At 62.7% G+C, this 9960-nt stretch carries 15 protein-coding genes and 2 pseudogenes; 14 read left to right on the top strand and 3 right to left on the bottom strand.

Annotated features, from left to right (window positions below; genetic code table 11):
* Nucleotides 1–223: 223 nt before the first annotated feature.
* A complete protein-coding gene (locus tag ABIA96_RS02630; protein ID WP_354135449.1) occupies nucleotides 224–520 on the top strand; it encodes a hypothetical protein in 297 nt (98 codons plus the stop codon).
* Nucleotides 521–524: 4 nt separating this feature from the next.
* Here ABIA96_RS02630 and ABIA96_RS02625 read toward each other — a convergent pair whose 3' ends face one another.
* Nucleotides 525–1040, bottom strand: coding sequence for a DUF4142 domain-containing protein (locus ABIA96_RS02625; protein ID WP_354135448.1), 516 nt, complete (start codon nucleotides 1038–1040; stop codon nucleotides 525–527).
* Between the two features lie 96 nt (nucleotides 1041–1136).
* On the opposite strand from ABIA96_RS02625, the gene ABIA96_RS02620 reads away from it, so the two are divergent.
* The 3 genes from ABIA96_RS02620 to ABIA96_RS02610 all read left to right on the top strand — a co-directional run bounded on the left by ABIA96_RS02620 (nucleotide 1137) and on the right by ABIA96_RS02610 (nucleotide 1870).
* Nucleotides 1137–1331 (top strand): hypothetical protein, encoded by a 195-nt coding sequence (locus ABIA96_RS02620; protein ID WP_354135447.1) that lies wholly within the window; start codon nucleotides 1137–1139, stop codon nucleotides 1329–1331.
* Between the two features lie 118 nt (nucleotides 1332–1449).
* The gene (locus ABIA96_RS02615) at nucleotides 1450–1581 is read left to right on the top strand and encodes a hypothetical protein (protein WP_354135446.1); all 132 of its coding nucleotides are present in this window, start codon (nucleotides 1450–1452) and stop codon (nucleotides 1579–1581) included.
* Nucleotides 1582–1663: 82 nt separating this feature from the next.
* Nucleotides 1664–1870, top strand: a complete 207-nt coding sequence (locus ABIA96_RS02610) for a hypothetical protein (RefSeq protein ID WP_354135445.1) — start codon at nucleotides 1664–1666, stop codon at nucleotides 1868–1870.
* A gap of 142 nt (nucleotides 1871–2012) precedes the next feature.
* Here ABIA96_RS02610 and ABIA96_RS02605 read toward each other — a convergent pair whose 3' ends face one another.
* Nucleotides 2013–2249, bottom strand: coding sequence for a hypothetical protein (locus tag ABIA96_RS02605; protein ID WP_354135444.1), 237 nt, complete (start codon nucleotides 2247–2249; stop codon nucleotides 2013–2015).
* Between the two features lie 173 nt (nucleotides 2250–2422).
* Here ABIA96_RS02605 and ABIA96_RS02600 point away from each other — a divergent pair, with 173 nt between their 5' ends.
* The 6 genes from ABIA96_RS02600 (at nucleotide 2423) to ABIA96_RS02575 (ending at nucleotide 6369) form a co-directional block, all read left to right on the top strand.
* Nucleotides 2423–2581: a hypothetical protein gene (locus ABIA96_RS02600; protein WP_354135443.1), complete on the top strand. Its 159-nt coding sequence runs from the start codon at nucleotides 2423–2425 to the stop codon at nucleotides 2579–2581.
* A complete protein-coding gene (locus ABIA96_RS02595) occupies nucleotides 2565–2819 on the top strand; it encodes a hypothetical protein (protein ID WP_354135442.1) in 255 nt (84 codons plus the stop codon). The genes ABIA96_RS02600 and ABIA96_RS02595 overlap by 17 nt, the downstream gene beginning before the upstream one ends.
* A gap of 32 nt (nucleotides 2820–2851) precedes the next feature.
* Nucleotides 2852–3226 carry a PRC-barrel domain-containing protein gene (locus tag ABIA96_RS02590; protein WP_354135441.1) on the top strand — a complete coding sequence of 125 codons (375 nt, stop codon included), beginning with the start codon at nucleotides 2852–2854 and terminating at the stop codon, nucleotides 3224–3226.
* 22 nt (nucleotides 3227–3248) lie between these two features.
* Nucleotides 3249–3407: a hypothetical protein gene (locus tag ABIA96_RS02585; RefSeq protein WP_354135440.1), complete on the top strand. Its 159-nt coding sequence runs from the start codon at nucleotides 3249–3251 to the stop codon at nucleotides 3405–3407.
* Nucleotides 3408–3598: 191 nt separating this feature from the next.
* A complete protein-coding gene (locus ABIA96_RS02580) occupies nucleotides 3599–4753 on the top strand; it encodes an HlyD family secretion protein (RefSeq protein WP_354135439.1) in 1155 nt (384 codons plus the stop codon).
* The gene (locus ABIA96_RS02575; protein ID WP_354135438.1) at nucleotides 4750–6369 is read left to right on the top strand and encodes a DHA2 family efflux MFS transporter permease subunit; all 1620 of its coding nucleotides are present in this window, start codon (nucleotides 4750–4752) and stop codon (nucleotides 6367–6369) included. Before ABIA96_RS02580 ends, ABIA96_RS02575 begins: the two co-directional genes overlap by 4 nt.
* Here the strand turns inward: ABIA96_RS02575 and ABIA96_RS02570 are convergent.
* A pseudogene (locus tag ABIA96_RS02570) lies at nucleotides 6366–6515 on the bottom strand (winged helix-turn-helix transcriptional regulator); the annotation flags it as partial. The gene ABIA96_RS02575 and the pseudogene ABIA96_RS02570 sit on opposite strands and share 4 nt — an antisense overlap.
* Here ABIA96_RS02570 and ABIA96_RS02565 point away from each other — a divergent pair.
* The 4 genes and pseudogenes from ABIA96_RS02565 to ABIA96_RS02550 all read left to right on the top strand — a co-directional run.
* Nucleotides 6510–6638, top strand: a pseudogene (locus ABIA96_RS02565) (short-chain dehydrogenase); the annotation flags it as partial. The pseudogenes ABIA96_RS02570 and ABIA96_RS02565 overlap by 6 nt on opposite strands.
* A gap of 58 nt (nucleotides 6639–6696) precedes the next feature.
* Nucleotides 6697–7698, top strand: a complete 1002-nt coding sequence (locus tag ABIA96_RS02560; protein ID WP_354135437.1) for an NAD(P)H-dependent flavin oxidoreductase — start codon at nucleotides 6697–6699, stop codon at nucleotides 7696–7698.
* Nucleotides 7699–7805: 107 nt separating this feature from the next.
* Nucleotides 7806–8225 (top strand): hypothetical protein, encoded by a 420-nt coding sequence (locus ABIA96_RS02555; protein ID WP_354135436.1) that lies wholly within the window; start codon nucleotides 7806–7808, stop codon nucleotides 8223–8225.
* Between the two features lie 118 nt (nucleotides 8226–8343).
* Nucleotides 8344–9909, top strand: coding sequence for an alkaline phosphatase D family protein (locus ABIA96_RS02550; RefSeq protein ID WP_354135435.1), 1566 nt, complete (start codon nucleotides 8344–8346; stop codon nucleotides 9907–9909).
* Nucleotides 9910–9960: the final 51 nt, after the last annotated feature.

Genomic DNA, 9960 nt, shown 5'->3' with positions numbered 1-9960 from the left:
AAATTCGAAATCAAGCGCCAAGCGTGCGACGCGAGGAATTGGAACCTGACATGCTCAGCCCGGCCAAACCAACCGCCAAGACTGTCGAGAGTTCCATCCGATTATCTAAAAATTCCCGACCCTTAGGAGGGGCGGCGGGCGTTCCATTCTGAAACTCCCGGCCATCGGCTAAGGAACGCGGGATAGGGCCCGAGGTTAACCTGCAAACTCAGGGAGAACGCACATGAAAGTCGGCTTGGCCGTCTTTATCGCCGCATTATTCGCCACCGCATCGGCGCTGGCGCAGACCGGTGCGCCAAGCGGGCGCGGAGCCGTGACCGGCGATCCCGCCGCAAGCTCTGCCACCCCGCATGCGGGTTCGCAGACCACGGGGACCGCCACGAAGTCGACCCCCAGCGGCAGCGGCACTTCGACCTCGGGTGGCAAGGATTCCAATGGCGATGCCGGACGGGACAAGATGCCCGACAGCGATCGCACCGTGCGTCCGCTCGACCAACAACATCATCCGGAGGACAAATAGGCGGCTACTTGTCGGCCATCGTCCGCTCGGCATCCTTCAGCTGTTCGTGCAGCACGGGCAGGTGCTCTCGCGCGAAAGCGCCGAGTGCGGGATTGTCGGGCGTCCTCAGATAGCGCTCGAGCAGGGCGATCGTGGATTCGTATTCGGGAATCTGCGCCGCATAGAAACTTCTGACATAGGCCGGCCCGTCCATGTCATCGGGTTTGGCAAGGCCGATGCCGGCTGACGTCGTCTTGGTCGCGCGCGGCTCGGTCCCGATGGTGTTCTGAATCGCTTTCAGCGCCTTGTCGCGCTTGACCGCCTCTTCGGCGCGCAAGGCGGCGAGGTTCTTGACCTCCGCATTGCCTTTCAAATCGGTGCTCTCCAGCAGGCCCTGCTGGAAGCGACTGAAGGCGTAGAGGCCGCTGATGACGTCCGTCGCGTCAGGTGCGCGATCGCCGCGCATCCGCTCGCTCGTGCTTTCGGCAAACGCCGTGGTGCTGATGAAGGCCAGGACGACCATCGCGACAAGTATCCGCATGGATATCCAATGACTTGTGGCGTGCGAAGTTCCGGCGCAGGTTACGATCCTGTAAGGGCGGTTGCAGGCCATGGGTTCCGTACCCACGTCTGGTCGATGAAACAGTCTGATATCTTCAGGGATAACGCCGAGAACTGCCTGCAATTGGCCGAGCGCTCGGAGGAGCAACCCGCCTATAATCGCTTCTCGCGCATGGCGGACGCCTGGACGGCCTTGGCGAAAGAGCAGGACTGGCTCGATGGCGAAATTCCGCCTGTGACGGTCAGCGTCCTGCACAGCCAACGCATCTGACCACTCTCGTTTTCGTGACTCCGCGTGTGAGACCGCTCACGGGATGAGCGAGACCAATCAACAATCATCGAGGATAGTCGATCGCGTTGATTTTCCAATTCCAGAAGGAGGTTTTGCGATGGCTCCACGTCTGGCACTTCTCTCACTCGTTCTCGCCTTTGGCGTCTCGGTCGCGTTCGCGACGGTGACGACGGTCCGGCAGGTGCATCAGGAAAACGCATCCGTGGTGGTGCATGCGGCGCACAGCTAGCGCCGCGGCCTCTCGCGCTCAGGAACATTCGACGCAGCGGAGCGTAAGCGCTTCGAGGCATTCGAAGAGGCGAGAGGATATCATGGCACATTCCGACCACGGCATCGTCAAGGACAAGCGGGCGGAGGATCAGCCACGCGACAAGCAGCGTGCGCAGACCGTGCACAAGACGGACGAGAAGGGTTCGCCGTCGCGTGAGGCGACGCGTGATCCCAAGCTCAACGACGACAGCAAGACGCCGGGCTCTGGCATGACGCCGGACGATTCCGGCGCTGCGCCGAGCGGTTAATCAGACGAGGAACGAATCCTCCCACGAGGAGTCGACAGATTGCTTCCGGTGACATGCCCCCGGTGCTCCGGAAGCAATCTCCAAGGACGGCCCCGGCACCCCCTGTGCCGGGGCCGTTTTGCTTTATGAGAGATCGGTTGGATCAGTCTTCGGGGTCGCCTTGGGTATGTCCCTCAGGGCCGCGGCCGAACACGCCGAAACTGCTCGACTTCACGCCGGCTCCGGCATTGATGCCCACGGCGGCCAGTCCGAGCTTCAGCAACTCGCGGACCGCGGCCGCTCGGGTCGGCATGCGATGCTTGAACCGGAAATCATCAACAGCGGACAATTCGTTCGGCGAGAGCATGACTTGGAGGCGCTCAGCGCGAAGGTCGTTCATGGGACATCACACAAAATGTGCAGGTTGAGTAATTTACTCAACGGACGAGTTTGGCGGCGGTTCCACAAGAGTCGATGGAAATGCCAAATGAGTAAAAACACATAATAAAATCAATAAGTTATTATTGAAACAACTCGTCCGGCGGCGCATTCTCTTGGAAACGGAGATAGGCCATGACGGATGAAGACAGGTTACCCCGCAAGCTTTCCGAAGGGTCCGAAGCGCAGAAGCCGATGCGTCCGAGCCACCAGAAAATTATCGATCAAGTCGAGCGCTGGGCCAATAGCCCGGGTCTGCAGCCACCGAGGACGGACAATGCGAAGACGATCTGAGCCACATACTTTTGAACAACGTCTCGACGCACAAAGGCTGCGGCTCGAGCGCGAGCTGGCGGGTCTGCCGGATGGTAGCGAGCGTGATGCCGTCGCTGCGCGCATCGAGCAACTACAGACCGCTGCGGCGATGTACGACTTCCTCTCGCCACGCGAGACCGGCGCGGCTGCGAGTCAGGCCTCAGGCCAATTCGCGCAGCGGGTGTTGCCAGGAACGATCGCCTCTGCCTCCGGTTGATCCTCCACACACTGGCTGAGCGGAGAATCCAAATGTTGAATCGAGGCGAGCTGGATCGCGGCGAAATGGGCCGTTTGATCGGCAGCGACAAGGTCGAGGGAACGTCGGTCTACGGCGCGGATCGGAACAAGATCGGTTCGATCGAACGCGTGATGATCGACAAGGTCAGCGGCAAGGTGTCCTACGCCGTGCTCGGCTTTGGCGGGTTTTTAGGTCTCGGGAACGACCACTATCCCTTGCCCTGGCAGTCGCTGAAATACGACACCGAACTCGGCGGCTATGTCACCGGGATCACCGCGAAGTCGCTCGAAGGGGCGCCGAAATACGGCGAGCGCAGCGACTGGAACTGGGGTGATGACGCCGCAATCCGAGGCATCAACTCCTATTACGGCGTTCCCTTCGCCTGAACGCTACAGAAAGGGAGATGCGATGAGCAAGGAAAAGCCGACCGACGATCCCCGGCAGCAGAATGACTGGGGATCGCACGCCCAGACGGATAAGCCCTGGAAGGGCAATCCGGAAAAGGAACAGCGATCCGGCGAAGCGAAACCAGATCTCGAAAAATGGAACGAGACGAAGACGCACTGACCAAAGTGCACAAGCAACGAGACAAGCAAGCGCAGCACCAAAGTGCCGCGCTCGCTTTTTGGGCCGTGCATTCACGATGGCAGTGGTATTAGCCCGAGCCGGAACCATGCGTGGGCGCTGCGGTTAGGCCTCCGGCGCGCAAGCCGGGCCCAGTCCGCCTGTTGCCGCTTTAGTCCCGAGAGGTGTTCGCTGTGGATGCGCAAGCCCGGGAGCGCGAGCCGTCCGCGGAGCAGCCGCAGAGGGCGAAGGAAGCTCCAAAGACGTCTCCTGATCAGACCGGCGAGTCCACGGACCAAGCCAAGAAGCCGACGCCGTCGCTGCGCGAGCGGCTCCGCGAGCACTGGCTGCTTGCGAGCGTTGGCGCCGTCGTGCTGATCGCAGCGCTGGTCGGCGGTCTGCTCTATTGGCTGGACGTCCGCCACTATGAATCCACCGACGACGCCTTTGTCGCCGCGCGCAGCTTTTCCGTGGCCTCGAAGGTCGGCGGCTACGTGACCGATGTCCCGGTCACGGACAACCAGCATGTCACCGCCGGCGATCTCATCGCCAAGATCGACGAGCGCGATTATCGCATCGCCGTCGATCAGGCTGCGGCGCAGGTCGAGGTCTCCAAGGCCAATATCGCCAATGTCGAGGCGCAGATCGATTCCCAGCAGGAGCAGATCAAGCAGGCCCAGGCGCAGCTCGAGCAGGCGCAGGCGCAGCTTCAGTTCTCGCAGGAGGAATTTGCGCGGGCCCAGGATCTGGTCGAGAAGGGCGCCGGCACCGTGCAGCGCCAGCAGCAGACCCGCTCCGATCTTCAGGGGCAGCAGGCCAACAACGATCGTGCGAAGACGGCGGTCGTTGCCGCGCAAGTCGGCATCAAGACGCTGCAGGCCCAGCTCGAGGGCGCCAGGGCGCAACTCGAGCAGTCGCAGGCGCAGCTCGATCAAGCTAAACTGAATCTGCAATACACTGGCGTCGTTGCCGCGCAGTCCGGCCGCGTCGTCAAGCTCTCCGGCGCCAAGGGCACGTTCGTGACCGCGGGGCAGAGCCTGATGATGTTTGTGCCCGACGATGTCTGGATCGTCGCGAATTACAAGGAAACCCAGCTCGCCGACATGCGGCCGGGCCAGCCGGTCGAGATCCGCATTGATGCCTATCCCGGGCGCAAGCTGACCGGCCATGTCGATTCCGTGCAGCCTGGCTCCGGCACCGCCTTCAGCCTGCTGCCGGCGGAGAATGCCACCGGCAACTACGTCAAGGTGGTGCAGCGCGTGCCGGTGAAGATCGTGGTCGACAACTGGCCGCCCGATCTGCCGGTCGGTCCCGGCATGTCAGTCGTGCCCTGGACCAGGGTGCGATGACGGACGCCACGCAGGACGGCGCGTCCACTGGAGGCTGGTCGCCAGAGCGTTCGGCGGCCGGCGGGCACAGTCCTTACCTTATCGCCTTCGTGGTCTCGATCGCGACTTTCATGGAGGTGCTCGACACCACCATCGCCAATGTCGCGTTGCGCCACATCGCGGGTGGCCTCGCGGTCGGCATCGACGAGAGCACTTACGTCATCACCAGCTACCTCGTCGCAAACGCCATCGTGCTGTCGATCTCGGGCTGGCTGTCGACCGTGATCGGCCGCAAGCGCTTTTACATGATGTGCGTTGCGACCTTCACGGTCTCCTCGCTTTTGTGTGGGTTCGCCTGGAATCTGGAATCGCTGGTGCTGTTCCGTATTCTGCAGGGCCTCGGCGGCGGCGGCATGGCGACCAGCGAGCAGGCGATCCTCGCCGACTCCTTTCCGCCGCAAAAGCGTGGCCAGGCCTTTGCCATCTATGGCGTCGCTGTCGTGGTCGCGCCGGTGATCGGTCCGACGCTGGGTGGCTGGATCACCGACACCTATAGCTGGCACTGGGTATTCCTGATCAACGTGCCGATGGGAATGCTCTCGCTGTTCCTGGTCGGGACTCTGGTCAAAGAGCCGTCAGGCGCGGAGGAGGAGAGGGAGAAGCTGCTGAGTAAAGGCCTTCGTGTCGACTATATCGGCTTCCTGCTCGTCGCGGTCGGGCTCGCGTCGCTGGAATTCGTGCTCGACGAAGGTCAGCGCAACGACTGGTTCAGTTCCAACATGATCATCATCTTTGCGGTGCTTTCGGCTGTGTCACTGCTGGCGCTGATCCCGTGGGAGTTGATGCACGAAGACCCCATCGTCGACCTTCGCTTGCTAGGGCGCCGCCAGTTTGCTGCGTGCTTTCTCGTGATGCTCGGCACCGGAGCGGTGCTGATCTCCACGACGCAAATCCTGCCGCAACTTCTCCAGACCGAACTGAATTACACGGCGCTGCTGGCCGGTCTCGCGCTGTCGCCCGGAGGCATCGCGACCCTGGTGCTGATGCCGGTGGTCGGGCGCCTCGTCAGCACGGTGCAGCCGAAATATCTGATCATGATGGGCGCAGCCATCGTCGCGCTCTCGATGTGGCATCTGACCGGAATCAACGGCGACATCACCTACGGCTATGCGGCGCTGTCGCGCATTTTCCTCGCGATCGGCCTGCCTTTCCTCTTCTTGCCGGTGACGACAGCCTCCTATGACGGCGTGCCGCCGGATAAGACCAACCAGGCCTCCGCACTGATTAATGTGGCCCGCAACATCGGCGGCTCCATGGGCGTGGCGCTGGCGCAGACGGTGCTGGCGCAGCGCCAGCAATTTCATCAGAGCCGGCTGATCGAACATGCCGCGCCGTCCGACCTCGGCTACCAGCAGACCATCGACGCGATGACGCGCTACTTCCAGGCCCAGGGCTCGAATGCGAGCGATGCGGCTTCGCAGGCAGTTGCCTGGGTGGGGAGGACCTTGCAGCAGCAGGTCGATTTCCTCGCTTATATCGACGTGTTCTGGACGCTAGCGATCATCGCGGTGCTGATGATCCCCACAGCAGCCGTGCTGCGTCCGATCGATCTCGGCGCGCCGGCGCGGGGGCATTAGGTAGCGTCAGCTCCTCGTCGTCCCGGTCCCGAATGCACGTGCACCTGTTTCGCATGCAGCGGCTCGCCCCATTCGGAGCACACCATCACCGGGTCGAACAGCTTCCGGCAAGTCTTGTGCTCGTGCAGCAGCGGACGACCGCGCTTGACAATCCCGATCTTCTGATACCGCCGTCGGCGGTTGCGGAGTCCCATTGGCAGCTGTACCAGCAGCCGGAGAGCGACTGGACCTCCGAGATGGAGATCCGCCCGTTCGGCGAGAAATGGTGACCGCGGCGCAAAAGTCCGGCTAGACTGATCTCATGCAAAATTCCGGGAGGATATCTAAGTGAAGACCGCGATCACCGAGCTGTTCGGCATCGAGCACCCTATCATTCAGGGCGGCATGCATTTCGTCGGCTTTGCCGAGCTGGCTGCTGCCGTCTCCAGCGCCGGCGGGCTCGGCATTATCACCGGCCTCACGCAGAAGACACCGGAACTGCTCGCCAAGGAGATCGCGCGCTGCCGCGACATGACCGACAAGCCGTTCGGTGTGAACCTCACCATCCTGCCGACCTTCGCGGCGCCGCCTTATCCTGAATACATCGCAGCCATCGTCGAGCGCGGCATCAAGGTGGTGGAGACCGCGGGCCGCAGCCCGGAAGCCTACATGCCGGCGCTGAAGGCGGCCGGCATCAAGGTGATCCACAAATGCACGTCGGTCCGCCACTCGTTGAAAGCCGAGCGCATCGGCTGCGACGCCGTCAGCGTCGATGGCTTTGAGTGTGGCGGCCATCCAGGCGAAGATGACATTCCCAACATGATCCTGCTGCCACGCGCGGCGGAGGAATTGAAGATCCCGTTCGTGGCTTCAGGCGGCATGGCCGACGGACGGAGCCTCGTTGCAGCCCTGTCGCTGGGCGCGGCTGGCATGAACATGGGCACGCGTTTCATCGCGACCAAGGAAGCACCTGTCCATCAGAACGTGAAGAACGCGCTGGTCGCCGCAACCGAACTCGACACCCGCCTGATCATGCGGAGCTTGCGCAACACCGAGCGCGTGCTGAAGAACGCCAATGTCGATCGCCTGCTCGAGATCGAGCATGCCAAGGGCGACAAGCTCACGATCGACGACATCCACGATCAGGTGGCGGGCGTCTATCCCAGGATCATGCTGCACGGGCAGATGGATGCCGGCGCCTGGAGCTGCGGTATGGTCGCAGGCCTCATCCACGACATCCCCACCTGCAAGGAACTCGTCGATCGCATCATGACCGAGGCGGAACAAATTATCCGCAACCGCCTGATGGGGTTCCTGGATGGGACGGGTGCGACGCGAAAGGTCGCCTGACACTGCCAAACTTCTTAACCACGGCCGTAATTGACCGCTGGAATTGCACGCGACGCCTCCTAAATAGAGGTAAATTACCTCTTAACAATCAATTTCAGGAGGCGTCCGTGGTCCTGAAGAGCGTTCCTTTCGCTGTTGCAATTGCCCTCGTGCTCACATGGGGCGGCGTTGCGCGCGCTGACGACTACAAGCCTGACGAATATCTCGGTCTTGATCTTTCCAAGGCAGTCCTGTCGCCGAAGCGGCTCGGGCCTGAGACGCAATTCGCGCCGGTCGCGCTTGAGGCGAAGGGCGGCAGCGAGGCGCAGGCCCGCACCCAGCCGATGGATGTGCCGAAGAAGATTGCGGCTGAACGCGTGCGCGCGCCGGAGCCAAAGATCGCGCGCGCCAGAAGCACGCAACCGCGTGGCGCAGCCCGCACCAAGCTCGCGCATCGTCACGGCAATCCGCTGGATGCGCAGGCGATGGACACGCGCATCCAGACCTGGCCGTGCCGTTCCGGCGGCATCTGCAACTGGAAGCACTAGCCCCGCGCGGGACTGTCACTTCCGCGTCGCAAAACCGTAGGCGTGGAGTCAAGAAACCGTAAGCCGGGAGTCAAACGGCGCAGGCACCTTCCGTCGCGATTCGACGAAGGTCTCCTGAATGGCAACGATCCGCGCTTCACGCGCCTGGACCCGGCGGCAGTTTTTGGTTCGCTCCGCGTCCTCTTTCGCCATCGCATCGCTCGCCAAACCCTCCATCAGTCGCGCAGCCGACCGCCCGCAGATCGCGGGCGGGATTCAGTCCGGTGACGTCGCGGATGGCTCCGCAATGATCTGGGCGCGCGCCGACCGGCCCGCACGGATGCAGATGGAATGCTCGACGGTCGAGAGCTTCAAGACCATTATCGCGTCGGCATCGCGTGACGCTTTGCCGGACGCAGACTTCACCGCCAAGCTGCAGCTCGACGATCTTCCGCCCGGGCAGGACATCTTCTACCGCGTGCGCTTCGACGACATCGCGACCGGAATCGCCGGCGAAAGCCGTGTCGGCCATTTCCGCACCGCGCCGGCGGAGGGGCAGTCGATCTCGTTCCTATGGTCAGGTGATGTCGCGGGGCAGGGCTGGGGCATCGACATCTCCCGCGGCGGCTATCGTGGCTATCGCACCATGCTCGACAACCGCCCTGATTTCTTCATCCATTCCGGCGATCATATCTATGCCGACTGCACGATTCCGTCCGAGCAGAAGCTGCCGAACGGCGAGATCTGGCGCAACGTCGTGACCGAGGAGAAAGCGCAAGTCGCGCACACGCTGGCGCAGTTTCGCGGCAACTACAAATACAATCATCTCGATGAGCATTTTCGCGCGTTCCACACTGAAGTGCCGATGTTAGCGCAATGGGACGATCACGAGGTCACCAACGACTGGTCGCCGACCGGCAGCTATGACGAGGCCGGCTACGAAGACGACGGCACGCCGCGCCTGGTCGCGCGCGCCCGCCGCGCCTTCTTCGACTTCATGCCGATCCGCGACCTCGGCGCGCGGCAGGGCCGGGTCTATCGCAAGATCGCCTATGGCCCGTTGCTCGACGTCTTCATGATCGACATGCGTAGCTACCGCGACGACACCTGGAGCAAGGGCGACGACCATCGCGGCTGGATTCTGGGCGCCGAGCAGCTCGCCTGGCTGAAGCGGCAGCTCGCCGCTTCGCGCGCGACCTGGAAGGTGATCGCGGCCGATCTGCCGATCGGCCTCGTCAGCCTCGATGCGGTCGCGCTCGGCAATGGGGCGCCCGACCGGCGCGAGCACGAAATCGCCGATCTACTGGCTTCGATCAAGCGCGCTTGTGTCCGCAACGTCGTGTGGCTCACCGCCGACATGCACTACACCGCAGCGCACTACTACGATCCGAACAAAGCGCAATTCCAGGATTTCGAACCGTTCTGGGAATTCGTTTCCGGTCCCCTCCACGCCGGCACCTGGGGTCCCGGCGAGCTCGACAACACGTTTGGCCCCATGGCGATCTACCGGAACGGGTGTAGCGAGGCCCAGGGCGAGAACCTCGCGCCGTGCTTCGGCTTGCAGTTCTTCGGCCGCGTCGATATCGACGGCACGAGCGGCGTGATGACCGTGACCTTGAAGGACGTCGATAATCGCGACCTTTGGTCGGTCGACATCGTGCCCCAGCCGCAGGCGCGCCCCGCCGTAGTGGCACAGCATTCGTGATTGGCCGCTGCGCGCCTGCCGCGGTATAGTCGCCACTCCCGCCACTTCGTT

Source organism: Bradyrhizobium sp. LB11.1 (genome assembly GCF_040549385.1).
Taxonomy (GTDB): domain Bacteria; phylum Pseudomonadota; class Alphaproteobacteria; order Rhizobiales; family Xanthobacteraceae; genus Bradyrhizobium.
This window is presented reverse-complemented; position numbering and strand designations above follow the sequence as displayed.

What these genes read in the sequence shown, in the direction of transcription:
- ABIA96_RS02630 (WP_354135449.1), top strand. Translation starts at nt 224, where the DNA reads ATGAAAGTCGGCTTGGCCGTCTTTATCGCCGCATTATTCGCCACCGCA.
- ABIA96_RS02625 (WP_354135448.1), bottom strand. Translation starts at nt 1,040, where the DNA reads ATGCGGATACTTGTCGCGATGGTCGTCCTGGCCTTCATCAGCACCACG.
- ABIA96_RS02620 (WP_354135447.1), top strand. Translation starts at nt 1,137, where the DNA reads ATGAAACAGTCTGATATCTTCAGGGATAACGCCGAGAACTGCCTGCAA.
- ABIA96_RS02615 (WP_354135446.1), top strand. Translation starts at nt 1,450, where the DNA reads ATGGCTCCACGTCTGGCACTTCTCTCACTCGTTCTCGCCTTTGGCGTC.
- ABIA96_RS02610 (WP_354135445.1), top strand. Translation starts at nt 1,664, where the DNA reads ATGGCACATTCCGACCACGGCATCGTCAAGGACAAGCGGGCGGAGGAT.
- ABIA96_RS02605 (WP_354135444.1), bottom strand. Translation starts at nt 2,249, where the DNA reads ATGAACGACCTTCGCGCTGAGCGCCTCCAAGTCATGCTCTCGCCGAAC.
- ABIA96_RS02600 (WP_354135443.1), top strand. Translation starts at nt 2,423, where the DNA reads ATGACGGATGAAGACAGGTTACCCCGCAAGCTTTCCGAAGGGTCCGAA.
- ABIA96_RS02595 (WP_354135442.1), top strand. Translation starts at nt 2,565, where the DNA reads ATGCGAAGACGATCTGAGCCACATACTTTTGAACAACGTCTCGACGCA.
- ABIA96_RS02590 (WP_354135441.1), top strand. Translation starts at nt 2,852, where the DNA reads ATGTTGAATCGAGGCGAGCTGGATCGCGGCGAAATGGGCCGTTTGATC.
- ABIA96_RS02585 (WP_354135440.1), top strand. Translation starts at nt 3,249, where the DNA reads ATGAGCAAGGAAAAGCCGACCGACGATCCCCGGCAGCAGAATGACTGG.
- ABIA96_RS02575 (WP_354135438.1), top strand. Translation starts at nt 4,750, where the DNA reads ATGACGGACGCCACGCAGGACGGCGCGTCCACTGGAGGCTGGTCGCCA.
- ABIA96_RS02550 (WP_354135435.1), top strand. Translation starts at nt 8,344, where the DNA reads ATGGCAACGATCCGCGCTTCACGCGCCTGGACCCGGCGGCAGTTTTTG.